This is a genomic window from Sphingobium sp. TomMM7A (genome assembly GCF_055397305.1).
In genome coordinates this window covers 868412-892554 of sequence record NZ_AP027312.1, presented here as the reverse complement: position 1 = coordinate 892554, position 24143 = coordinate 868412, and the positions used below count along the sequence as shown (strand labels likewise).

The following is a 24143-nucleotide window of genomic DNA, read 5'->3' as shown; positions in this document are numbered from 1 at the left end:
GGACAATCAAACAAGGAGAGATGTAATGGAACTTCCTTTCGGTGCGGAGCAAGAGATCGACTTCATGTTCACGAAGTTGATCGTTCACGACATAGAAAAGTCTGACGCCTTCTATAAATCCGTGTTCGGGCTCGTCGAAATGAACCGAATGGAAGCGAATATCGCTGGTCGGGCGGTTGTGGAAATCGTCTACCAGCCGACTTACAAGGGCGGCCCGCTGTTCATTCTGGCGAGCTTTCCCGACGACACGCAACCTGCTCGCAATGAATCGATCATCGGCTTTGCGAGCGGAGATTTCGACGCTTGCTTGCAGCGCATCGAGAAGGCTGGCGGAACCGTGTTGGAAGATCGATCGATTCCTGACGTGGGGCGTCACGCTTTTGTGAAGGATCTTGAAGGGCATCTCCTTCAGATCAGTCAGCGGCACGGCTGAGTGGTTATGCAGGGAAATATGCTGATGCACCGTAGATCGCTGCCTGATCGCAAGCTGTTCGACCAATTGCACCGGACGGTTGCGCCGGGCGATCATTATGGTCTTGCATTCCCCATCTCTCCAGAAATGCTGGCGGAATTCGGTGCGGCGTTTCTGACAGAGGCCTTCCGGGCTTCGGGGGTCATGTCCGCCGACAATGAAGTCACGGCAATAGTCGCGCTGAATCCGATCAGTGTTCCGGGAGCGTCCGAACGGGCGCTTCTTACCGTAGCCTATGCGCGGGACGAAGAAGGATTGCACACCGAACTGTTCGCCAAGTTTCCACCGGCGGATGCTGATCATAAATTTGGCCTGATCCGCCTGGGTGGCGGCGAGATCGACATGCAGCGCCTTGCGCTTGAAGTTGATCTTCCGGTCACGACGGCGAAATATTATTTCGGTGACTATTCTGGCAGCACGACCAATTACATCCTGATTACAGAGCGTATCGCCTTCGGCGTGGCGCCGATCGAGCCGGCTCACCGCAAAGGATATGATCACGAGATCCGCAATGTCGAGGATCATTATATGCTGCTCGCACGATCGTTGGCACATTTGGTGGCGGCGCAAAAACGCGGCGCGCTCGGGTCGGACATCGAGAAAATATTTCCCTTTGGAGAAGCCGCGCGCGACTTCGATCCGATACCGGATGCCACCGCCAAGATCGCAACGCTCGAGAAATTCGTCACACGTACCGCGCCACATCTATTCATAGATGAGGTGTCCGATCCAGACTTCATGGCACGTTGGCGAGAGGATGTGCTGTTCGGGCTGGAGCATAAGGACGCGGTTATTGCTTACCTGCACGAGGACCGCGATTATACTGGCCTTTGCCATCCAAATCTGAACGTGGATAACGCGTGGTATTGGCGCGAACCATCGGGAGAGCTCAAGGTCGGGTTGCTCGATTGGGGAGGCGCGGGCCAAATGAGCATCGCGCAGGCGTTGAGCGGCATGATGATGATGCCGGAGCCGGAAAGATACGGGGAACTGGTCGACCTGGTCTTTCGGACCTTCACGGCTGAACTGGAGGAAAAGTCCGGAGTCCTGTTGGATCCCGTCGAACTACGCCTGCAATATAAGGCCTCGCTCTATTCTACAGCGATCTGCACGATCCTGGACATAATCGCCGGTGTCCTTGATCAGGTTCCGGCAGATGTCTGGGCATCCATGCAGAACCGTTCGGATCAGGCATTGAGGGATAGTGGACTGCTGCCCGCGATAATCTGGGTCGACAATATTCTGCGCGAATGGTGCGAAGACATCACTCCTGGAGATGCATGCCGCCAGATCGTTGCGCCGCTCCAATCCGCGAAGACTTCATCCGGTCAAGGTCGCTGACTGCATCGACCTTGATCTGTCTGGAGGCCCGAGCCTGAAAGCTGCTGTATCTGGGCGGGCATGGAGGATGCCGATCGACCGATGGCACAAGAGCCACGGCGGTCGGCGCCGACTGCACCGGGCTTTGATCCCGGTGCAGCGTGGAGAGTTTACTTGTGATGATAATTCGAAAGGACATAAGGGGCATAGAGTTTAAGCTTTGGGTGGAACATGCCGCTTACGGGAAAGACGATAGAAAAGGCGGATTCCGGTGAGGCAAAGGCCGCCGATCGGCTGACGCCCAATCGCCGAACCGGTCGGCCGCCTAATAAAAAGGCGGGCCAGATCGATGAGGCGATCTTGAGCGCGGCGCGGGATCTGTTCTTGTCGGTCGGATATGAGGCGACGACCATGGAGGCGGTAGCGCAGGGGGCAGGGGTTTCCAAAAGAACCCTATATGCGCGCCATTCGACCAAGGAAGCGCTCATGAAAGCGGTTGTGGAAGACCGTGTGCGTAGATGGTCGAATGAAGCAAGCGCCAATAATGTCGATCTTCCGCAGGAATTTTCCGAACGCCTGAAACATCATGTCCGGACTGCGATGGCTTCATTGGGAAACCCGGAAATTCAGCAGTTCGATCGACTGATCCTGGCAACAGCTTCGCGATTTCCCGAAATCGCCGAAACCTTCTACAAGATCGGATATTGTTACGAACTTCAGTTCCTGACCGACGAAATTACCGAGGGAACGAAGAACGACCCGGTTCCCGCCGCAAATCCACAGCGCGTCGCCCGGCAATTGCTGAGCATGATCCAGGGATGGCGCCGGACAGAGGAAACGATACGGGTCTTGAGCCTGGAAGAAGCAGCGAGTTTCGCTGACGATGCCGTCGATGTCCTGTTACGCGGGCGGGACAGCTGGTAATCGTCCACCCAAAGCGGGAGCGGTTCAGAACTGGATGATAATAAACTGGCCGGGACTGATAACCCCGGCCAGTAGCATTTTCCGTCTTATTTCTTTGGGAGTTTCGCCAAGTCTGCGTCAATGTCGGCGAGAACCTTGTCCGTGATCGCATCAGGCGAATATTGCTGAATATCCTTGAGGGTCATCGCGCGGGCCATGTCGACCTGATCGCTGGTCGTCATTTCGGGAATATGCTTTGCCAGCACTGCCTTGGCTGCGGGATCATCGAGCAGGGTGCCGATTTCCGTCGTAGAGGAGGAATAGGCCGTCTGCGCCAAGGCAGGCATAGGCGACATGGCAATCAAGGCGGCGGCGATCATCCAGTTCTTCATCATACTCTCCGTTTGTAAGCCACTTTGGGGGTAATGCACCTTTGTAAAAATGCAACGCATATGTTTACTTCGCCACGGATATACGGCTATGCCTTGCTCGCTGCTGAACAACCACGCCGCAGGAATGGATGGGAACATATCTTACCCAAGATTCGAGCGGGCGGCGTGGATATATGTCGGTCTGACCGATGTCGCGGCGGTGCGGCTGATTGGCCAGAGCATGTTTCAAGACGCTCGGCGGTGATATTAAAGGGCGGGAGAGAGGTTGATGGCGAGGGGCAAGAGCATGGCGATGCGCGTCCTCAAATGGCTAATGGCGTTCATCGTCCTGGCGGTGATCGCGTTGGCGGTCATGTTCACGATGGCGGTGGGGCCGGGTAATGCGGGCCGCCTCGTCTTCGGCATTGGCGCGGGCTATGACAAGACCTCGCCGCAGCTACCCGCCAAGCTGCCGGGCAATACCATCCTCATCTTTTCAAAGACGAATGGCTTTCGCGATGATGAGTCGATCGTCGCCGCAAATCGCGCGTTGGAGGAGATTGCAAAGGCGCGTGGCTGGAGCAGCTACACGACGGAAAATGCCGCGATATTCAATCCGGCGCAGCTCGCCCGGTTCAAGGCGGTGGTGTGGAACAGCGTCAGCGGCGACGTGCTGACGCCAGAGCAGCGCAGCGCCTTTCGCGCGTGGCTGGAAAAGGGCGGCGGCTTCGTTGGTTTGCATGGCGCTGGCGGTGATCCGCAATATGCGTGGCGCTGGTATGTCGATGATCTGATCGGCGCGCAGTTCATCGGGCATATCATGGACCCGCAATTTCAGGCGGCGAACCTGAATGTCGAGGATCGCGATCATCCCGCAACGCGCGATTTGCCCAAGGTCTGGCGACGGACGGACGAATGGTATTCCTTCGCCTCAAATCCCCGCGACAAGGGCTACCGCATCCTCGTCACCATCGACGAGAAGAGCTACAGTCCGTTTGAAAAGCTGCTCCCCTTCGCCAAGCCCAAGGACATCCGCATGGGCGCCGACCATCCGATGGTGTGGACTCATTGCGTGGGCGACGGGCGCGCATTTTATTCCGCGCTGGGTCATGCCGCGTCCGCCTATGGCGAGCCGCTACATCGCAAGATGATCGGCGGGGCTATTGCCTGGGCGGCGGGGCTGGAAGGACCGCGCTGTGCCGGCGGCGAGCTTTCGAAATAAGGGGTCAGGCGGCGTGTAGGCGTCGCAATTCGGAAGAAAAACGGCGCAGGGTTTCGCTCGCTTCAACCCGTCCGCTGCTTGCCGGGTCGATCAATATCCCGATCTTGCGACGTTGGTCGAAACCGGAAAGCGCGGGCATCGCTATGCCGGGTTGCAGGAAACAACGGGGCATGACGGTGATGCCCAGCCCGGCGCGGAGGAAGGCGATCGCGCGGTCGTCGCTCACCGTGCGGGCGGTGAAGAAGGGGCGGACGCCGCGCTGTGTGAAGAAGCGGCTGACCGCGGCAAGCGCTTCGCAATTGCGGCGGACGATCATGTCCATGCCTGCGACCTCATCCGCGTCCAGCCTTTCTCGATCGGCCAGTGGATGCCTGTCCGACAGGGCGAGCGCGTAGCCTTCCTCGAACAGGGTTTCTCGGGCGCGCGCATCATTGTCCAGCACGCCAATGACGGCATCGATCCGGCCACGTTCAAGACGCGGCAGCAATTCCCGCATGCGTCCTTCAACGATTTCCAGCCTTTCCCCCTCCGCCTGACAGGCTTCGCGCGTGGCTTGTTCGATCCAGTGGGATGGCAATGTCGATATTATGCCGAGGCGAATGAGCTTGCTGCTGTCATTTTCCGCCATGGCCTGCTGGGCGCGGGCGAATTCCGCTTCTATGCGGCGGGCGTGGGCGGCAAACCGGCTGCCTGCCGGGGTCAGTTCCACGCGGCGATTGGTGCGATGGAACAGGACGTGCCCGATCTGCGCTTCCAGCTTGGCGATGCCCACGGACAAGGTGGGTTGCGACACGCCGCATTGTTGGGCCGCGCGGGAGAAGTTGCCGTGATCCACCACTGCCAGAAAATAGTGGATGAGGTAGCGTTCAATCATAGACCGTATCTATGATATCATTAGTGTCTGGTCAATTTTCCAGCCGTCCCAGGGCATGATAGAAGGGCGCAAGATATTCAGGAGAGGCCATGACGCCCGATTTCGATTTCGCTCTGGGTGACAATGCCCAGATGATCCGGGAAACGACCCACCGCTTTGCGACGGATTTGATCGCGCCACTGGCCGTGCGGATCGATGCGGAGGATTGGTTTCCGCGTGACGAATTGTGGCCTGCCATGGGCGCGCTTGGCCTGCACGGCATTACCGTTGCGGAAGAAGATGGGGGCCTTGGCCTCGGCTATCTGGAGCATGTGGTCGCGCAGGAGGAAGTGGCGCGGGCCTCTGCCTCCATCGGGCTGAGCTATGGTGCGCATTCCAACCTGTGTGTCAATCAGATCCGCCGCTGGGGCAATGCCGAGCAGAAGGCGCGCTATCTGCCCAAGCTGATTTCCGGCAAGCATGTCGGCAGCCTGGCCATGTCGGAAGCAGGTGCTGGGTCCGATGTCATTTCGATGAAGCTGAAGGCGGAAAAGAAGGGCGACCGCTATATCCTGAATGGCACGAAATATTGGATCACCAACGCGCCCTATGCCGATACGCTGGTTGTCTATGCCAGGACGGGAGAGGGATCGAAGGGGATCACGACCTTCCTGATCGAAAAGGGCTTCAAGGGCTTTTCGATCGGGCAGAAGATCGACAAGGTTGGGATGCGTGGTTCACCAACCGCGGAACTGGTGTTCGAGGATTGCGAAGTCCCGGAAGAGAATATCATGGGTCCGCTGAACGGCGGCGCTGGCGTGCTTATGTCGGGTCTGGATTATGAGCGCACGGTGCTGGCGGGCATTCAGCTTGGTATCATGCAGGCATGCCTCGACACCGTGGTGCCCTATGTTCGGGAGCGCCATCAGTTCGGTAAGCCGATCGGCGCATTCCAGTTGATGCAGGCCAAGGTGGCAGACATGTATGTCGCGCTCAATTCGGCACGCGCCTATGTCTATGCGGTGGCGCGGGCGTGTGATGCGGGCAGGACGACGCGCTTCGACGCGGCGGGCGCGATATTGCTGGCGAGCGAGAATGCGGTGCGGGTATCGCTGGAGGCGGTGCAGGCGCTGGGCGGCGCGGGTTATACGAAGGATTGGCCGGTGGAACGCTATATGCGCGATGCCAAGCTGCTGGATATCGGGGCTGGAACCAATGAGATTCGCCGCATGCTGATCGGCCGGGAGCTGATCGGCGCATGAGCGGGCCAGCGCTCGACACCAAGCTGTCATCGCAGGCGGATGGGTTTCGCACCAATGCAGCCCATAATCGCGCGCTGGTCGAGGAGCTGCGGGCGAAGGTTGCCGCTGCTGCGATCGGTGGGCCAGCCAAGGCGCGGGATAAGCATGTCGGGCGCGGCAAGCTGTTGCCCCGCGAACGTGTGGAGCGGTTGCTTGATCCCGGCAGTCCTTTTCTGGAGATCGGGCAACTCGCTGCCAATGACATGTATCATGGCGAGGTGCCGGGCGCTGGGCTGATCACTGGGATAGGCCGCGTCGAGGGGCGGCAGGTGATGATCGTCTGCAATGACGCGACGGTGAAGGGTGGCACCTATTATCCTCTGACGGTCAAGAAGCATTTGCGGGCGCAGGAGATCGCGCTCGAAAACCGGCTGCCTTGCGTCTATCTGGTCGATAGCGGCGGTGCGAACCTGCCCAATCAGGCCGAAGTATTTCCCGACCGGGAGCATTTTGGGCGCATCTTCTACAATCAGGCGCAGATGTCCGCGCGCGGCATTCCGCAAATTGCCTGCGTCATGGGCAGCTGTACGGCGGGTGGGGCCTATGTCCCCGCAATGTCGGACGAGACGGTGATCGTGCGCAATCAGGGGACGATCTTCCTTGCCGGGCCGCCGCTGGTGCAAGCGGCGACGGGAGAGGTCATCAGCGCGGAGGATCTGGGCGGCGGCGACCTGCATGGCCGCAAGTCCGGCGTGGTGGATCATGTCGCGGAGAATGACGAGCATGCGCTAAGCATCGTCCGGGACATCATATCGACGCTTCAGCCCGCACCCGCGATCGACGTTAACATGCGCGAGCCGGTGCCGCCGAAATTTGATCCGCAGGAACTTTATGGGATCGTGCCGCAGGACGTCCGCGCGCCCTATGATGTGCGCGAGGTCATCGCGCGCATCGTGGATGGCAGCGAATTTCATGAGTTCAAGGCGCTGTACGGGACGACGCTGGTATGCGGTTTCGCGCATATCTGGGGCATGCCGGTGGCGATCCTCGCCAATAATGGCGTGCTGTTCAGTGAGAGCGCAGTCAAAGGCGCGCATTTCATAGAATTGGCGTGCCAGCGGCGGATACCGCTGCTGTTCCTGCAAAATATCTCCGGCTTCATGGTCGGGGGCAAATATGAGGCCGAGGGTATCGCCAAAAATGGCGCGAAGCTGGTGACGGCGGTTGCGACCGCGAGCGTGCCGAAAATTACCCTGCTGATCGGCGGCAGCTTTGGCGCGGGCAATTATGGCATGTGCGGCAGGGCCTATAGTCCCCGCTTCCTGTTCACTTGGCCCAACAGTCGAATATCGGTGATGGGCGGCGAGCAGGCGGCGAGCGTGCTGGCGACGGTGCATCGGGACGCGGCGACATGGACGGCGGAAGAAGCGGAAGCCTTCAAGGCGCCGATCCGCCAGAAATATGAGGATGAGGGCAATCCCTATCATGCGACCGCGCGGCTGTGGGATGATGGCGTCATCGATCCAGCCCAGACGCGCGATGTGCTGGGCCTTGCCTTTGCGGCGACGCTGAACGCTCCTGTAGCCGAGCGCCCGTCGTTCGGCGTTTTCCGGATGTGATGACGATGATCCAGTCCCTTCTCATCGCCAATCGTGGCGAGATCGCATGCCGGATCATCCGTACCGCGCGGCGGCTGGGCATTCATACCGTCGCAGTATATTCGGACGCGGATGCTGATGCGCTGCACGTCCGTTCTGCTGACGAGGCGGTGCATATCGGCGCGTCGCCGGTGCGCGAAAGCTATCTGTTGGCGGAGCGCATTATCGAAGCAGCTCGGCAGACCGGCGCGCAGGCTATTCACCCCGGTTATGGTTTCCTGTCGGAAAATGCCGAGTTTGCTCAGGCGGTGATAGAGGCCGGATTGATCTGGGTCGGACCCAATCCCGCGAGCATCACGGCCATGGGCCTCAAGGATGCGGCGAAGAAGCTGATGAGCGAGGCGGGCGTGCCGACGACGCCCGGCTATCTGGGGGAGGATCAGAGTCCCGACAGGCTGAAAGCCGAGGCGGACGCTATCGGCTATCCCGTGTTGATCAAGGCGGTCGCTGGCGGTGGCGGCAAGGGAATGCGCAAGGTCGATAGCGCGGCGGACTTTGCCGATGCGCTACTGTCCTGCCAGCGCGAGGCGGCGTCTTCCTTTGGCAATGATCAGGTGCTGCTGGAAAAATGGGTAACGAACCCGCGCCATATCGAGGTGCAGATATTCGGCGATCGCCACGGCAATGTAGTCCACCTGTTCGAACGCGACTGCTCGCTCCAGCGGCGGCACCAGAAGGTGATCGAGGAAGCGCCCGCGCCGGGCATGGATGAACGGACGCGGGAGGCGATCTGCCAGGCGGCGGTGCGCGCTGCCAAGGCGGTGGATTATGTCGGGGCGGGGACGATCGAGTTCATCGCGGACGGCTCCGAAGGGCTTAGGGCCGACCGCATCTGGTTCATGGAAATGAACACGCGCCTTCAGGTCGAGCATCCGGTGACGGAGGAGATTACCGGGCAGGACTTGGTCGAATGGCAGTTGAGGGTGGCGTCGGGCGAGCCTTTGCCCAAGGCGCAGGATGAACTGTCGATCAGCGGCTGGGCGATGGAAGCGCGGCTTTATGCGGAGGACCCGGCGAAGGGCTTCCTGCCTTCGATCGGCAGGCTCGACCGCTTCGATGTCGGACCATGTTATCGTGTCGATACCGGAGTGGAGCAGGGGGCGGAGATATCGTCCTTCTACGATCCGATGATCGCGAAGCTGATCGCCTGGGGTTCAGATCGCGACGCCGCGCGGCTGGGCTTGTCGCAAACGCTGGAGGAGACGGTCATATGGCCGCTCAAGACCAATGCTGGCTTTCTGGCGAAGGCGCTCCAACATCCCGATTTCGCTGACGGCCGGGTAGATACCGGACTGATCGGGCGTGAGGGGGAGGCGCTGTTGCCGTCTGCCTTGCCCTCAACGGCGGCTTTGGAAGATGCGGCGTCCAGGCTCGCGGCGCCGGGGCCGATGGCTGGCTTTCGCCTGAATGCGGAGGCGCGGCGCGACGGCTGGTTCCTGCTGGATGGAGCGCCGGTGAAGGTTGCGCTGGCGGTTTCGAGCGGGGCCAGGACTGGACGTAGCGTGATCGTCGCGGAGGGCGGCCAGAGTTGGCAGCTGACGCCTTGGCGAACTGGCGGGCTGGGAGGCGGTGAGGCGTCCGATGGCGCGATCCTCTCGCCAATGCCGGGGCGGATCATTTCCGTGTCCGTCGCGGCGGGAGACAAGGTGACGAAGGGGCAGAAGCTGTTGACGTTGGAGGCCATGAAGATGGAACATGGCCTTGTCGCGCCGTTCGATGGGGAAGTCGTCGAACTGCACGGCGTTGAAGGCGGACAGGTGAGTGAAGGCACGCTGCTCGTCAAAATAGCAAAAGCGGAGGAAGGTTGATGGCCGGGAAGTTTTTCGAACAATGGGAAGTGGGGCAGACCCTTGTTCACGAAATCCGGCGGACGGTTACGGAAACCGATAACCTGCTTTTTTCGACGATGACGCATAATCCGCAGCCGCTGCATCTGGATGTCGAAGCGGCCAAGGCGAGCGAATTCGGCCAGATACTGGTCAACGGCACCTTCACCTTTGCATTGATGATCGGGCTGTCCGTGGGCGACACGACGCTGGGGACGTTGATCGCCAATCTGGGCTATGACAAGCTCGTTATGCCAAAGCCCGTATTTCTGGGTGACACGTTGCGGGCGGAGACCGAAGTCGTGGAGTTACGGCCGAGCAAATCCCGGCCGGGTTCGGGCGTTGTCACCTTTTCGCACCGGATGCTGAACCAGCGGGACGAGCTGGTATGCCAGTGTTTGCGCATGACGTTGATCAAGGGCGGCGGTGCATGATCATAGGCGCGCACCTATATGATTTTATCTGCAGTAGCGGCGTTGCGCCAACCCTAGCTGGCTTTTGAAGGAAATTGTCATGCAGAATGATCCTGTTGTCATCGCTGGTTATGCCCGCACGCCGATGGGTGGGTTTCAGGGGATATTCTCCCCTTTAAAGGCGACCGATCTGGGCGCGGCTGCGGTCAAGGCGGCGGTCGAGCGCGCGGGTGCGCCTGTGGATGCGATCGACCGTATCTACATGGGCTGCGTCCTGCCAGCGGGCTTGGGGCAGGCGCCCGCGCGGCAGGCGGCGTTGGGCGCGGGCCTTGGCCTCAACACGCAGGCGACCACCGTGAACAAGATGTGTGGTTCGGGCATGCAGGCCGCCATCATGGCGCAGGAGGCGCTGCAGGCAGGCGCGGCCGACCTGATTGTGGCGGGTGGCATGGAAAGCATGACGAACGCGCCCTATGCGCTGCCCAAGCACCGGTCCGGCGCACGTATCGGTCACGATCGGATCATCGATACGATGATGACGGACGGGCTGGAGGACGCCTATCAACCCGGCAAGGCGATGGGTGTCTTTGCCGAGGAGGCGGTGCGTGATTATCAGTTCACGCGCGCGGAGCAGGACGGCTATGCGATCCGATCCTTGGAACGGGCGCAGGCGGCCATCGCGAGCGGCGCTTTCCAGCGCGAGATCGCAGCAGTGACAGTGCCCGGGCGTGGCGGCGATACGTTGGTGGATACCGACGAGCAGCCGGGCAAGGCCCGTCCGGACAAGATCCCTTCGCTGAAGCCCGCTTTCGTTGCCGATGGCACTATCACCGCGGCGAACAGTTCGTCCATCTCCGACGGGGCCGCGGCACTGGTGATGACGCGGCGCAGTGTGGCGGAGCGTATGGGCCTGCCGGTAATAGCCACGGTAGTGGCCAGCGCCGCGCACGCCCATGAACCGGCACGCTTTACGACCGCGCCCGTTCCGGCGATGCGTAAGCTGCTGGCCAAGGCTGGCTGGTCTGTGGCCGACGTCGATCTGTTTGAGGTGAACGAAGCCTTCGCCGTTGTTGCGATGATCGCGGCCAAGGATCTTGGCATCCCCGCCGACAAGTTGAACGTTAATGGCGGTGCGACTGCGCTGGGGCATCCGATCGGGGCCTCGGGCGCGCGGATCATTGCCACCCTGCTGGGTGCGCTGGAGGAGCGTGGTCTCAAGCGCGGCGTGGCAAGCCTGTGCATCGGCGGTGGCGAAGCGACAGCGATGGCGTTTGAGCTCGCCTGACGCATTGGCACCTTTCCTTTTCAGCCGGGCAACAATAAGCCTCTCGCCCTGAGATCAACTATCGAGAGGCAGGCGCTGGATGAAGGCGGTGGGATTCAGGCAAGGCGGCCCGCTGGAGCGGGAGGACTCGCTGATCGACATTGAGGTCGCCGATCCGTCGCCCGGCCCTCGCGATCTGCTCGTTCGTGTGCATGCTGTGTCCGTCAATCCGGTCGACACGAAAGTGCGCGGCGGCGCCAAGCCCGCTGAGGAGCCGATGGTTCTGGGCTATGACGCGGCGGGCGTGGTGGAAGCCGTCGGCGCTGACGTTACGCTTTTCGCGCCGGGTGACGAAGTCTTCTATGCTGGCACCATCAAGCGGCCGGGGACCAATTCGGAACTGCATGTCGTCGATGAGCGGATTGTCGGGCCAAAGCCGCGTTCCTTCGACTTCGCGCAGGCGGCCGCGCTCCCGCTGACCGGGCTTACGGCATGGGAGCTGCTGTTCGATCGTTTGCGCGTGTCACAAGGCGGCGGTGAAGCGCAGACGATCCTGATCGTCAACGGTGCTGGCGGCGTTGGTTCGATGCTGGTGCAATTCGCGCGGCAGCTGACCAAGCTGCGCGTGATCGCTACCGCTTCGCGCCCGGAAACCATCGCCTGGGTGAAGCAGATGGGCGCGCATGATGTGATCGACCACCGCAAGCCCTTGAATGAAGGGCTTGCCGCGATCGGCGTCAAGGCGGTCAACTTCGTGGCAAGTCTGGCTGCGAGCGAACAGCATCTACCAGCCTATGCCCGCATCATCGCGCCTCAAGGAAGCCTGGCGGTTATCGATGATGTGAAGAGCTTCGACATCGTGGCCCTCCGGCAAAAGTCGATCACCGTCGCGTGGGAGGGTGTTTTCACGCGCTCCATCTACGAAACCCCGGACATGATCGAACAGCATCGCATATTGTCCGAGATTGCGCGGCTGGTGGATGAAGGGGTTTTGCAGGGAACGATGACGCGCGATCTAGGACCGATGAGTGCCGCCAGCCTGAAGGCCGCGCATGAGCTGGTCGAAACGGGCGCATCCATCGGGAAGGTCGTTCTGCGGGTTTAAAAAGAGCTCGCTCGGCATCGGGGGGCGGTCAAAAAGAAGAGAAATGCATGGGACGAGGGGATGAGGAATTGAGCCACGAACATTCTGCCGTCGCGGGCGGCAGGGCCAGCCTGAGGCAAGGCCATGTCGCGCTCGGCATATTTCTCGTAGCCTACATCCTTTCCTTCATCGACCGGCAGATATTGAGCCTGATGGTCGAGCCGATCAAACAGGATCTGGGCCTTAGCGATTTGCAGGTCGGGTTGCTTCAGGGATTGGCCTTTGCCCTGCTCTATGCAGTGGTCGGCATTCCCATCGGAATGCTGGCCGATCGGATCAGCCGCCGCCGGATCATCGCCGTGGGCGTCCTGTTCTGGAGCGCCTGCACCGCACTTTGCGGCTTTGCGGGCAGCTATGCGCATCTGTTCGTCGCGCGCATGGGCGTCGGTTTGGGGGAGGCATCGCTATCCCCTTCGGCTCACAGCTGGCTGAGTGACGCCTACCCGCCAGCGCAGCTTTCGCGGGCGATGGCGATCTATAATCTGGGCATTACCATTGGTGGCGGGCTAGCGCTGCTGGTCGGGGGCGCCGTTGTCGATATGGTCGCGGCGCAGGGTGCGCTGGTGCTGCCCGGCATCGGGCCGATGCCTACCTGGCGGGCGGCATTCCTGCTTGTGGCCTTGCCCGGCCTGTTGGTGACGGCGCTGGTTTTCGTGGCCCGTGAACCGGCACGCCGCGCGGGGTGGGTGAGGCGGGTATGCCGTTTCGCGCGGCACTGTCTCACCTGCGCGCGCATTGGCGGACATTCGCGGCGATCTATGCCAATTCCACCTTGCTGGGGACCATGGGTTATGGCCTGTCGGCATGGTATCCGACATTGCTCATCCGGACCTTTGACATGACGCCCGGACAGGCCTCGCTCCGTCTGGGGCTGATCTACCTGCTGCTTGGGAGCTTGGGTTCCTTGGCGGGCGGTTTCGCGGCGGAGAGGCTTTCGCTGAAAGGCGTGCGCGATGCCAATTTGAGGATGGCGATGATCCTCGCCTTTCTGTGCGTTATTCCGGCGACGCTTGCGCCGGTCATGCCTTCCTCAACGCTGCTGCTGTTGCTCTTTTCAATCCTGACCTTCTGCTTCAACGGCTATTTCGGTTGCTCGCTGGCTGCGATCCAACTCGCGACGCCGCCCAGCATGCGGGCAACCGGAGCCGCGCTGTTCCTTTTGGCGAACAGTCTCGTAGGCTTGTCGCTCGGAACAGCGATCGTGCCGTTGATCGACAACGCCTTGTTCGATGGCCGTGGTCAGATCGGCCCCGCGTTGGCGACCGTGGGCCTATGCGCATCGCTAACCGCTGCCCTCGCCGCATGGTCCGGATTGCGCAGCTATGCTGCGACCAATCAGGCGGTGGCACGCGGCTGAGCGCAGAAAAGGTCAGCGAACGGCATGATATTTCTGATTATAGCGTTTGTTATACCTTGCGTGAAACGCCCGAGTTTTCGGGACAATTCAAAGGTGTGGAACCAATGCGAAAGTTTTGCGGGCGGTTCGCAGCCGGAACCGTAGCCAGCAAAGCTGGTTAGCTGAGAGCAGGTTATCCTGCAGTGCGACCCAAACTGCCCTGCCTTCTTTTTCGGAGGTGGGGCTTTTTGCGGTTGAGATCAGATGCTTTGGTTCAGGCGACTGGCCGCAGATATTCCGGTAGTTCATCGGCAGCATGATTACGGCACTCGATCCGTGGTGACGCGCTATAGGTGCTGAAGTGTTCAAGGGGCATGGCCGATCCGCAGAAACTGCATTCGGCGGTCATGCGCCCTATGATCCAATGTTGCCTGTCACATCCGGGACAATGATTGGGCTCATCCTCCCGATATAGTGGAGAGTAGCTGTAGGTTGCCGACCAGCCCGTCGCGCTTTCCATCCGCATTGAATTGCCTCACTTTTTTACGACCTATCCTTGTTAACGGAAGGCGAGGCGTTCAGTTTCATCGGCATCGGCATCGGCATCGCCGCTTGGCTTGGCGGCTGCGTGACTTACATGCTGATCAGGACAGGAATTTGATGATCGAGGAGAAATCCTGACTAGTTTCGCCCTTATTGGCCAGCAATTGATAAAGGCTTTCCGCCTGCGCGCCCATGGGTACGCTGGCGTTGACGGAAGCCGCCGCTTCCAGCGCGAGTTTCAGGTCCTTCAGCATCAGGGCAACGGCAAAGCCGCCGCTATAGCCGTTGTCCGCAGGGGATTGCGGACCAACGCCGGGCACGGGGCAGTAGCTTGTCATGGACCAGCTTTGTCCCGACGAAACGCTGGAAATGTCGTAGAAGGTCTGGGCGTCGAGCCCGATCTTCTCCGCCATGGCAAAGGCTTCGCACGTTGCGACCATGGTCGCGCCCAGCAGCATGTTGTTGCAGATCTTGGCCGCCTGGCCGTTGCCGTCACTACCGGCGTGGATTACGGCCTTGCCCATGGCGGACAGGATGGGCTTTGCCTTTGCAAAGGCTTCATCGTCGCCGCCCACCATGAAGGTTAGCGATCCCCCATTTGCAGCGGCGATCCCTCCGGAGACCGGCGCGTCGGCCATCAGGAAACCCTTTGCCTTCGCCGCGGCGATGACGCGGCGAGCGGTCGCCACGTCGATGGTCGAACAATCGAGGAACAACGCTCCTGCCTTTGCAGTACCGAAAACCTCGTCATTATAGACTGCTTCGACATGCTTGCCCGCCGGTAGCATCGTGACCACCGCATCCGCCCCCGCTACAGCTTCGGCCGCGCTGCTGGCGCCGGTCGCGCCAGCCGCCTCGGCCTTGGCGAGGGCCGCGTCGGAAAGATCGAAGGCGCGCACGGCAAAGCCGTTCTTGACGAGATTGGCGGCCATTCCGCCACCCATATTACCCAAGCCGATGAAGGCGATAGTCTCAGTCATGCCGACTTCCTTCTGTTGATTGTCTGGCCGCCTTCATGGGCGCAGCAGGTCGCGGGCGACGATCATGCGCATCACCTGATTGGTGCCTTCAAGGATCGAGTGAACACGCAGGTCGCGCCAGAAGCGTTCGATCGGATAATCCATCAGATAGCCGTAGCCGCCATGCAATTGCAGCGCGCGGTCGGCGATGGTGGACCCGGCGTCGGTGGCGAGCCGCTTTGCCATCGCGGCGAAGCGTGTCTTGTCAGGCGCGTTTTCCGTCACCTTGACCGCTGCCATGTAGAGTAGCGCGCGCGCCGCCTGAAGTTCGGTCTCCATGTCGGCAAGGGTGAACTGCGTGTTCTGGAAATCCGCGATGGCCTGCCCGAACTGCTTGCGATCCTTGCTATAGGCGACCGCTTCATCAAGGCAGCGCTGTGCCCCGCCGAGCGAGCAGGCGCCGATGTTGAGCCGTCCACCATCAAGGCCCATCATCGCGATGCGGAAGCCTTCGCCCTCTGCTCCCAATAGATTTTCCGCAGGCACGCGGACATTGTCGAAATTGACCTGCGCAGTGGGTTGCGAATGCCAGCCAAGCTTGCGCTCCTGCGCGCCGAAGCTGACGCCGGGCATATCCTTTTCGATGACGAGGCAGCTTATGCCCTTGGGGCCATCCTCGCCCGTGCGGACCATGGTTACATAGATGTCATTTTCGCCGCCGCCGGAGATGAACTGCTTGGAGCCGGTGACGAGATAGTCGCTGCCGTCCTTCACGGCGCGTGTCTTGAGCGCGGCGGCGTCTGATCCCGATCCCGCTTCGGTCAGGCAATAGCTGCCCATCTGTTCCATCGGCACCATCGAGGGGAGATATTTGTCCTTGACCGTTTGTGCGCCGAAACGGTCGATCATCCAGGCGGCCATGTTGTGGATCGATATGAACGCGCTGGTCGACGGGCAGCCATAGGCCATGGCCTCCATGATCAGCGCGGATTCCAGACGGCCAAGGCCGATGCCGCCCGACTCTTCCGACACATAAATGCCGCCAAAGCCCAGCTCGGCCGCCGCGCGGATCGTGTCGCGCGGGAAGATATGCTTCTCATCCCATTCGGCCGCATGCGGCGTGATCGCGTCGGCGGTAAAGCGCCGAGCCATGTCCTGGATCTGGCGTTGGTCGTCGGTAAGGTCGAACTGGGTCATCATGCATCCTGTTGCGGCGATGGCGTGCGCCAAGCGTCTTGAGGGAGAGCATGCGCTCTCCCCTCGCAGCTGTCACCCCATGGTGGGGATGACGAAGGCGCTGTCGCCGGACGCGCCGCCATCGGGCCAGCGCTGGGTGATGGTCTTCACCTTCGTCCAGAATTTGATGCCTTCCATGCCGTGCTGGTTCGTGTCGCCAAAGGCAGAGCGCTTCCAGCCGCCGAATGTGTGATAAGCGACGGGCACCGGGATCGGCACGTTGATGCCGACCATGCCGACATTCACCCGCGCGGCGAATTCGCGCGCGGCGTGGCCGTTACGAGTGAAGATCGCGACGCCATTGCCATATTGATGCTGGCTGGGCAGCGCGATTGCGTCCTCGAAGCTTTCGGCGCGCACCATTTGCAACACGGGGCCGAAAATCTCTTCCTGATAAGTCCGCATGCTGGGCTTGACGTGATCGAACAGCGTAGGGCCGACGAAGAAGCCCTGCTCATGCCCTTGCAGGGTGAAGCCGCGGCCATCGACCACCAGCTCGGCGCCTTCATCGATACCCATCTGGATATAGTTTTCGATCTTCGCCTTGTGCGCGGCGGTGACGACCGGGCCATAATGCGCTTCGGGATCGGTCGAAACGCCGACGCGCAGCGCTTGAATGGCGGGGATCAGCTTTTCGCGAAGGGCAAGGGCGGTCTTCTCGCCCACCGGCACCACGACGGGCAGCGCCATGCAGCGTTCGCCAGCAGAGCCGAAGGCCGCGCCCGACAGGTCGTTGACGACTTGGTCCAGATCGGCATCCGGCATGACGATGCCATGGTTCTTCGCGCCGCCCATCGCCTGCACGCGCTTGCCGTTATCGACGCCGCGCTTGTAGACATAATGGGCGATGTCGGAAGAGCCGACAAAGCTGATCGCGCCAATGTCCGGATGATCGAGGATGGCATCGACCATCTCCTTGTCACCCTGCACGACCTGCAGAATGCCTTCGGGCAGACCGGCTTCAAGGAAGAGTTCGGCAAGGCGCACGGGGACGGACGGATCGCGCTCGGAAGGCTTCATGATGAAGGCGTTGCCCGTCGCGATGGCGACCCCCGACATCCAGAGCGGGATCATCGCGGGGAAGTTGAAGGGCGTGATGCCAGCGCCGATGCCTATCGGTTGGCGCATGGAATAGACGTCGATGCCCGGGCCTGCGCCCTGCGTATATTCGCCCTTCAGTGCATGGGGGATGCCGCAGCAAAATTCGATGACTTCCAGCCCGCGCTGGATATCGCCGCGCGAATCCGCGATCACCTTGCCATGTTCGGACGAAAGCAGATGCGCCAGTTCGTCCATATTCTTCTCGACCAGCGTCTTGAAGTTGAACATGACGCGAGCGCGCCGCTGCGGATTGACTGCCGCCCAGGCGGGCTGCGCCGCCTTCGCCGCCTCTACCGCGCGGTCGAGGAGGGCGCGGTCGCCCAGGGCCACACGGGCCTGAACCTGCCCATCATTGGGATTGAACACATCACTGTAGCGCGGCGCTTCGCTGTTATGAGCAAAGGCGAGCTTGTGGGAAATTTCGCGCATGGCACCCTCTCGATGAGATTTGCCTTATCATGCCGAAAGGCGATAATGCATTCAATTCCCCTTTGTTGCAGAGTTGATCTGCATTTTTGCATGGGTAGGACCGGATGTTCGATTGGGATGATTTGCGCATATTTCTGACGGTCGCGCGGCTGAAGAAGGTGGCTCCGGCGGCGCGGGCACTCGGCATTGATGCGACGACGATTTCCCGGCGCTTGGGGCGATTGTCGCAGGCGCTCGACGCGCAATTATTCGAACAGACTGGCGCAGAAAGGGCGCTGACGGAACATGGCGCCGCCTTGCTCCGCCATGCTGAAAGTATCGAAAGCGCTGCGATGTCGGCGATCGTCGATGTGAAGGGGGAAAGGCACAGTCTGAACGGGCAGGTGCGGCTGTCGGTTGCCGAGGGTTTTGGCCGGTGGATATTGGCCCCTGCGATCCCCGAATTTCACGCCCGCCATCCAGGCATCCGGCTGGACGTGATTACCGCGTCGGGATTTCTAAATCCGTCGAAACGGGAAGCGGACATGGCGGTGATGCTGGCGCGGCCGCAACGGGGGCATTTGGCGGTGCGAAAGCTGGCTGATTACAAGCTGCACCTTTATGCGTCGCCCGGCTATCTCGCGGCGCGGGGTGCTCCAGTGTCGCGCGAGCGGCTGCATGAGCATGTGCTGATCGGCTACGTGCCTGAGTTTCTCTACTCGCCGGAACTAGACTATCTGGACGAGGTCTATGCGGGACTGGAAGCGTCGCTCCGATCGAGCAGCATCGGCATGCAGCGCCAGCTGATACTGGATGGCGCCGGGATCGGCGTGCTGCCGGACTTCATCGTCGCGGATGATGAGAAGCTGGTGCGGCTTTTCCCGGAAGAGGTGGAGATTGCGCGATCCTTCTGGCTGGTGACGCATCCGGAAATGACGAAGCTCGCCCGCATCCTCGCCGTGTCCGACATGCTGCGGGAAAGATCGGAAGAGCTGCTAGGCGGGGGCGCTCCGATCAGTTGAAGCGCCCCAGATCCAGTCGAGGACGTCAGGCGACCAGTCGTGGCTCGACCGGGTCCTGCGGCACGCCCTTGGGCGTTCCCACATCATAGACTCGGGTCAGCAGGCGAATGAAATTGGTGTCGTGCAGCGGATCGCTCGGCATCTCGAAGATTTCGCCCCGCGTGCGGAGGTTCTTCACGAATATCTCGAACGCCATGTCGGTCGTAATGTCGTCGCTATGGTCGCGCGAAATTCGCAGGTCGTTGAGGTCGGTGTAAACCTGTGCATTCCAATGGAGTAGCAGGCGAAATTCCTGCTCGGGGATCTTGGCCACGACATCGTCGCCGGTCATGATCCGCCATCCGGCAGCCACATCGGGATCGGCCGACATGGTCGAATTGATCGCGAGGCCCGCAGGTTTGCGCTGATCGACCGGTCCGCAGCCCTGCGCGGTGTGGAACATCATTTCATTTTCGACCACGACGCCGCGTCCCCACATCGGCGCTTCGAGGCAGACCGGATCATTTTGCGGCCCGTTCGGCCAATAGTGGAAGCCGCCGCCGATCGAACCCTGATAATACCAGGCGATGACCTGCGCCTTTTTCGCCTGCCAGCGCCGGAACAGCCCGGACTTGGCCATGATGTTCAGCAGCCAGATCGGGCAGTTGACTTCGTATAGTCCGCGAAAATGCGTGCCATCGACATGCGGCGATCCGCCGGCCGAGCTTGGACCCTGAAGGTTGAACATTAGCTGGTCACATTCGACATAGGGCGTGTTCCAATAAGCGCGCGCCATGTCGAGGAACTTCTTGTTATAGAAGCAATCGTCCAGTTCCGGATAGCGATTGACGCCATTGTCGGCGAGGTAGCCCCGGAAAACCGGGTTCATGAACATCTCCCAGGTCGGCGTGAAGCCTTCTGGAATGGAGCCGGTGGATGTCGCGATCACCTCCTCGGGCGAAGCGAAATATTGCGCCAGGATCAGCGACCAGGGGCCTTCCCGGCGGACGACGTCCAGAACCCGCTGATGTTGGTCTTCGGTATAAAGATTGTCGACGATCCTGGGCGGCGCGACGGGCAGGAAAGTGGAAGCGACATCGGCGGGCATAGGCTCTCTCCAGCAAGCAATTTCCCGGCGCGAACGGCAGGGTCTGAAGACGGGAATATCCCATCACCGCTTCGCTGGCAATAATTTCCGAAAATATGTTCGACTATTCGCCGCGCCGTGCGGCCACTCCGTCGAGCGCCAGCGCCAATGTGGTGCGCCAGCGGGGGAGGGCGGTGTCGGCATAGCGGTCAGGATGCGCGGCGATGACCGGTACGTCTTCCGCCGAACGCTGCCTGATCGAGGAGCGCACGGCTTCGCGATATTCCGCTTCGCCGCCTGCAACCGCACGGGCATAGGAGGAGAGGAACGCGCCCCCGAGCACGATCAGGTCGATGGAGCGCAGCAGGTCCAGCGCGTCGGGCAGGTCGAACCCGCGTGCCAGCATGGCTTGCAGCCATTGTTCGGAACTGTCGATCTCGACCGCTGGTCCCAAATTGCCGCTGACGAGGGTGGAGACGAGCCGCCCTTCCTCCACCAGCTTGTGCAGCGCTTCGGCATATTGGGTGGCATATTCGCGCCATGACTGACCCTCATCCTCCGGGAAGGTGGCCGCCCCCGAAGCACGCTGCGCTGCGAGCCGCACCAGCTCCTTGCGGCCGGTGACATAGGTGTACAGCACCGCCGGGCGGACGCCGAGCCGATCGGCGAGCGCCGCGATCCTGAGGCCATCGAGCCCCATGTCGATCGCGGCGTCGAGTATTTGAGACAAGGTCAACCGGCGCGGCCGCCCGACAGTGCGGGGAGTGGGTGGCGGCTCCTCCACCTCAACAGAGGAAGATTCAAGATTGTCGCTGCTCATGGCCCGACCCATAGCGTTGGAAGGATCAGCCGTCGATCCGGTGGCGCGGCGCAAAGGAGGCGGTGAAGGATGATTGATCCGCATAATTATGGGCGCTTCACGACATAAAATGGGGCTGATGACGCACGGGCGCCTGCGGTAGGCATCGTCGGCCGAGAGGGGGTAGGGTATAAGGCTTTTGGAGAGGCAGGAGAGAAATCGGTGGGGACAAGTTTGGTCCATCTCATTGGAGTGGCGAGTCGACATGCGCCGGATGGTGCTTGGCCAAAGTTCCGATGAACTCAAGCGCAAGACCGGGTTGCTGACCCGAGCGGCGACGAAGCTCGGCTCCATAACGGGCATGACCGCCAATCTCGATTTCGTGCGCAAGGCGACGCACCAATGGATGCCGCTCGGCAAGCGGATCGTCATCATTGGGGGGCGAACTGGTCGGCCTGGAACTGGCGGAGTTTCTGAATGAACGTGGACGCCAGGTGGTAGTGGTGGACGATGCGCCGCGATTGGGCGCGGGTCTGACGATCGTCCGCCGGATGCGGTTGCTGGCGGAACTGAAGGAACATGGCGTTCAGCTCTATCCGGCGTCGAGCGCCATCCGGATCGAGCGCGACGCTGTCCGCTTCATCGACAAGGGCGGAGCGGAGCAGGCTGCCGCCGCCGACCATGTGATCGTCGCGAAAGGCGCGACGGGTGACCTGACGCTCGCCGATCAGTTGCAGGCGCAGGGCTTTACTGTTCACGTCCTCGGCGATGCCAAAGGGGTTGGTTATATCGAAGGCGCAATGCGCGGCGCTGCACAGGCGGTGGAGGCGATAGCCGGGTGAAGGCCCGGTCTGTTTTCAAACGGAGCCAGCGGAGGGATGCGCGCTGTGGTCCGCAAACATCGATGATCGAGGCCATATGAACCAGACTGATACACGCTTTTCCTTTCAGGATGCAGAGCCTGCCTCGTCAGGCGGCGGCAACGGGACGCGCGGAAAGAAGCGCCGCCGTGGATGGCGCCGCACTGTCCTAATCGCTGCTGGCGCCATCGCGATCCTGGGCGGGGGATATTGGGCCTATAGCGGGAACCTGTTCCGCCCTGCGCCAGCCATCGATTATTCCGGGCCGACGGCGGGCTGGAGCTATTATGGCGGGGATGCGGGCGGGACGCGCTATTCGCCGCTGACGCAGATCACGCCGGAAAATGTCTGGGCGCTGAAGCCTGCCTGGACCTATCATATCGGCATGGTGACGGCGCCTGAGCCGCTTTCCCCGACATTCCAGGCGACCCCGATCATCGCGGAAAACCGGCTTTATCTCTGCTCCGGCAATGGCCGCATCGCGGCGGTGGACCCGGAGACTGGCAAGGAAATCTGGACGAAGCAGCCAAGCTCGGACAATTTCAGCACCTACCTTCTGAACTGCCGTGGCGTCACCTATGCGCGTGACGAAAGCGTGCCAGCGGGCGCTGAATGCGCGGGACGGATCTTTGCCGGGACACTGGACGGGCGGCTGGTGGCGCTTGACTCCGCCACGGGCCGCGAGTGCCGCTCCTTCGGGCACAATTCCGTGGTCGATCTGAAGCCGGGTCTGGGCAAGATAGAGCGGGGCGACTTATCGATCTCTTCACCGCCCGTCGTGATCGGCAATGCCATCGTCGTGAATGGACGGCTTACCGACAATATGCGGGTAGACATGCCCGCTGGAGCGATCCGGGCGTTCGACATTCATTCTGGCAAGCCCCTCTGGTCCTGGAACGGCCTTCCGCCGGGGATGAGTGATGCGCAGAACGCGCCAAAGGGCGAGCAATTCGTGCGGAGGACGCCCAATAGCTGGGCGCCCATGGCGGTCGATCCCAAGCTTAACCTTGTCTATGTGCCCATGGGCAACGCGCCGCCCGACCACTATGCCGCCAACCGGGCGGGCCTCGACTATTATGCAAGTTCGGTCGTGGCGCTCGATGGGACGACAGGTCAGGTCAAGTGGCGGTTCCAGACGGTTCATAACGACGTGTGGGATTATGACATTCCCGCGCAGCCGGTGTTGTTTGACCTGCCCACGGCGAACGGGCCTGTCCCCGCGCTCGCGCAGACCACGAAGGTCGGGCATATCTTCATCCTCGACCGGCGTACCGGCAAGCCGATCTTCCCCGTGGTCGAACGCTCCGTGCCGCAGGAGGGCAAGGTGACGGGCGAAAAGCTGTCGCCCACGCAACCATTCCCCGCCAATCCGGCGTTCATCATCCGCGATCCGGACCTGCGCGAAGAAGATATGTGGGGCTTTACCCCCTATGACAAATATAAGTGCCGGGAGCTGTTCCGATCCGTGAACTATAAGGGCGTTTTCACCCCTCCCTCGACAAAGGGATGGCTGCAATGGCCAAGCTTTGAGGGCGCGTCCAACTGGGGTGGCGTGACCGTTGACCCGCAGCGCGGTATCCTGATCGCCAACACGACGCAGGTGGGCGCGATCATGAAGCTGATCCCGCAGGCCGAAATCGCGTCCCGCACCGCTGCGGGAGAGGCCATCCTGCCGACCAAGGGCGCGCCCTACGGCCTGCAACTGAAGCCCATGCTGTCTCCCTTTGGCGCGCCATGCAACCGGCCGTCTTGGGGCCGCCTGACCGCGATCGACCTGAAGGCTGGCAGGACGCTGTGGAACGTGCCGCTTGGCACCACGCGCGACCAGGCGCCGCCGCCCATGTGGCTGAAGCTTGGCGTGCCGAACCTTGGCGGCAGCGTCGCCACGGCTTCGGGACTGGTGTTCCTTGGCGCGACCACGGACAATTATCTGCGGGCCTATGACATTAGGTCCGGCAAGGTCGTCTGGCGCGTTCGCCTGCCTGCGGGCGGGCAGGCCTCGCCCATGACCTACCGCCTGAAGAAGGATGGCCGCCAATATGTCGTGATTGCCGCAGGCGGGCATAAATTCCTCGGCACGAAGCTGGGCGATTCCCTCGTCGCCTACGCTTTGCCAAAATAAGCTC

The 24143-nt window shown here is 61.2% G+C and carries 22 protein-coding genes and 1 pseudogene; 15 read left to right on the top strand and 8 right to left on the bottom strand.

Features of this window, described 5'->3' with window-relative positions:
- Positions 1–25: 25 nt before the first annotated feature.
- The 3 genes from ACZ5ZH_RS16690 to ACZ5ZH_RS16680 all read left to right on the top strand — a co-directional run bounded on the left by ACZ5ZH_RS16690 (position 26) and on the right by ACZ5ZH_RS16680 (position 2716).
- Positions 26–433, top strand: a complete 408-nt coding sequence (locus ACZ5ZH_RS16690; RefSeq protein ID WP_464773095.1) for a VOC family protein — start codon at positions 26–28, stop codon at positions 431–433.
- A gap of 24 nt (positions 434–457) precedes the next feature.
- Positions 458–1813, top strand: coding sequence for a hypothetical protein (locus ACZ5ZH_RS16685; RefSeq protein WP_464773094.1), 1356 nt, complete (start codon positions 458–460; stop codon positions 1811–1813).
- Between the two features lie 210 nt (positions 1814–2023).
- Entirely contained in the window at positions 2024–2716 is a 693-nt protein-coding gene (locus ACZ5ZH_RS16680; RefSeq protein ID WP_464773093.1) for a TetR/AcrR family transcriptional regulator, read from the top strand.
- Positions 2717–2802: 86 nt separating this feature from the next.
- On the opposite strand, the gene ACZ5ZH_RS16675 is transcribed toward ACZ5ZH_RS16680, so the two are convergent.
- Positions 2803–3090 carry a hypothetical protein gene (locus ACZ5ZH_RS16675; protein ID WP_464773092.1) on the bottom strand — a complete coding sequence of 96 codons (288 nt, stop codon included), beginning with the start codon at positions 3088–3090 and terminating at the stop codon, positions 2803–2805.
- Positions 3091–3355: 265 nt separating this feature from the next.
- Here ACZ5ZH_RS16675 and ACZ5ZH_RS16670 point away from each other — a divergent pair, with 265 nt between their 5' ends.
- Positions 3356–4288, top strand: a complete 933-nt coding sequence (locus tag ACZ5ZH_RS16670; protein WP_464773091.1) for a ThuA domain-containing protein — start codon at positions 3356–3358, stop codon at positions 4286–4288.
- Between the two features lie 4 nt (positions 4289–4292).
- Here the strand turns inward: ACZ5ZH_RS16670 and ACZ5ZH_RS16665 are convergent, their stop codons facing one another.
- Positions 4293–5162 (bottom strand): LysR family transcriptional regulator, encoded by an 870-nt coding sequence (locus ACZ5ZH_RS16665; protein WP_464773090.1) that lies wholly within the window; start codon positions 5160–5162, stop codon positions 4293–4295.
- Positions 5163–5251: 89 nt separating this feature from the next.
- On the opposite strand from ACZ5ZH_RS16665, the gene ACZ5ZH_RS16660 reads away from it, so the two are divergent.
- From ACZ5ZH_RS16660 to ACZ5ZH_RS16630, 7 genes and pseudogenes are all read left to right on the top strand, one after another.
- The gene (locus ACZ5ZH_RS16660; RefSeq protein ID WP_464773089.1) at positions 5252–6403 is read left to right on the top strand and encodes an acyl-CoA dehydrogenase family protein; all 1152 of its coding nucleotides are present in this window, start codon (positions 5252–5254) and stop codon (positions 6401–6403) included.
- Positions 6400–8001: a carboxyl transferase domain-containing protein gene (locus ACZ5ZH_RS16655; protein ID WP_464773088.1), complete on the top strand. Its 1602-nt coding sequence runs from the start codon at positions 6400–6402 to the stop codon at positions 7999–8001. Before ACZ5ZH_RS16660 ends, ACZ5ZH_RS16655 begins: the two co-directional genes overlap by 4 nt.
- 5 nt (positions 8002–8006) lie before the next feature.
- Entirely contained in the window at positions 8007–9848 is a 1842-nt protein-coding gene (locus ACZ5ZH_RS16650) for an acetyl/propionyl/methylcrotonyl-CoA carboxylase subunit alpha (RefSeq protein ID WP_464773087.1), read from the top strand.
- Positions 9848–10300, top strand: coding sequence for a MaoC family dehydratase (locus ACZ5ZH_RS16645; RefSeq protein WP_464773086.1), 453 nt, complete (start codon positions 9848–9850; stop codon positions 10298–10300). Before ACZ5ZH_RS16650 ends, ACZ5ZH_RS16645 begins: the two co-directional genes overlap by 1 nt.
- 79 nt (positions 10301–10379) lie before the next feature.
- Positions 10380–11564: an acetyl-CoA C-acyltransferase gene (locus ACZ5ZH_RS16640; protein ID WP_464773085.1), complete on the top strand. Its 1185-nt coding sequence runs from the start codon at positions 10380–10382 to the stop codon at positions 11562–11564.
- Between the two features lie 79 nt (positions 11565–11643).
- A complete protein-coding gene (locus ACZ5ZH_RS16635) occupies positions 11644–12648 on the top strand; it encodes a zinc-binding alcohol dehydrogenase family protein (RefSeq protein ID WP_464773084.1) in 1005 nt (334 codons plus the stop codon).
- Positions 12649–12695: 47 nt separating this feature from the next.
- A pseudogene (locus tag ACZ5ZH_RS16630) lies at positions 12696–14044 on the top strand (MFS transporter).
- A gap of 253 nt (positions 14045–14297) precedes the next feature.
- On the opposite strand, the gene ACZ5ZH_RS16625 reads toward ACZ5ZH_RS16630, so the two are convergent.
- The 4 genes from ACZ5ZH_RS16625 to ACZ5ZH_RS16610 form a co-directional block, all read right to left on the bottom strand.
- Positions 14298–14549, bottom strand: coding sequence for a hypothetical protein (locus ACZ5ZH_RS16625; protein WP_464773083.1), 252 nt, complete (start codon positions 14547–14549; stop codon positions 14298–14300).
- A gap of 118 nt (positions 14550–14667) precedes the next feature.
- Positions 14668–15546, bottom strand: a complete 879-nt coding sequence (gene mmsB, locus ACZ5ZH_RS16620) for a 3-hydroxyisobutyrate dehydrogenase (RefSeq protein WP_464773082.1) — start codon at positions 15544–15546, stop codon at positions 14668–14670.
- Positions 15547–15579: 33 nt separating this feature from the next.
- Complete coding sequence (locus ACZ5ZH_RS16615) at positions 15580–16725, bottom strand: acyl-CoA dehydrogenase family protein (protein ID WP_464773081.1); 1146 nt, start codon at positions 16723–16725, stop codon at positions 15580–15582.
- A gap of 69 nt (positions 16726–16794) precedes the next feature.
- Entirely contained in the window at positions 16795–18291 is a 1497-nt protein-coding gene (locus ACZ5ZH_RS16610; RefSeq protein WP_464773080.1) for a CoA-acylating methylmalonate-semialdehyde dehydrogenase, read from the bottom strand.
- Positions 18292–18395: 104 nt separating this feature from the next.
- Between ACZ5ZH_RS16610 and ACZ5ZH_RS16605 the strand changes: the two genes are divergently transcribed.
- Positions 18396–19292 (top strand): LysR family transcriptional regulator, encoded by an 897-nt coding sequence (locus tag ACZ5ZH_RS16605; RefSeq protein WP_464773079.1) that lies wholly within the window; start codon positions 18396–18398, stop codon positions 19290–19292.
- Positions 19293–19317: 25 nt separating this feature from the next.
- Here the strand turns inward: ACZ5ZH_RS16605 and ACZ5ZH_RS16600 are convergent, their stop codons facing one another.
- Both ACZ5ZH_RS16600 and ACZ5ZH_RS16595 read right to left on the bottom strand, forming a co-directional pair.
- A complete protein-coding gene (locus tag ACZ5ZH_RS16600; protein ID WP_464773078.1) occupies positions 19318–20379 on the bottom strand; it encodes a hypothetical protein in 1062 nt (353 codons plus the stop codon).
- A 103-nt stretch (positions 20380–20482) separates the two neighbouring features.
- Positions 20483–21178: a TetR family transcriptional regulator gene (locus ACZ5ZH_RS16595; RefSeq protein WP_464773077.1), complete on the bottom strand. Its 696-nt coding sequence runs from the start codon at positions 21176–21178 to the stop codon at positions 20483–20485.
- 244 nt (positions 21179–21422) lie between these two features.
- On the opposite strand from ACZ5ZH_RS16595, the gene ACZ5ZH_RS16590 reads away from it, so the two are divergent.
- The 3 genes from ACZ5ZH_RS16590 to ACZ5ZH_RS16580 all read left to right on the top strand — a co-directional run bounded on the left by ACZ5ZH_RS16590 (position 21423) and on the right by ACZ5ZH_RS16580 (position 24139).
- Entirely contained in the window at positions 21423–21638 is a 216-nt protein-coding gene (locus ACZ5ZH_RS16590; protein ID WP_464773076.1) for a hypothetical protein, read from the top strand.
- On the top strand, positions 21592–21999 hold the full coding sequence (locus ACZ5ZH_RS16585; RefSeq protein WP_464773075.1) for an FAD-dependent oxidoreductase: 408 nt from the start codon (positions 21592–21594) through the stop codon (positions 21997–21999). The genes ACZ5ZH_RS16590 and ACZ5ZH_RS16585 overlap by 47 nt, the downstream gene beginning before the upstream one ends.
- Positions 22000–22075: 76 nt before the next feature.
- Positions 22076–24139 carry a pyrroloquinoline quinone-dependent dehydrogenase gene (locus ACZ5ZH_RS16580; RefSeq protein ID WP_464773074.1) on the top strand — a complete coding sequence of 688 codons (2064 nt, stop codon included), beginning with the start codon at positions 22076–22078 and terminating at the stop codon, positions 24137–24139.
- The last annotated feature ends 4 nt before the right edge of the window (positions 24140–24143 follow it).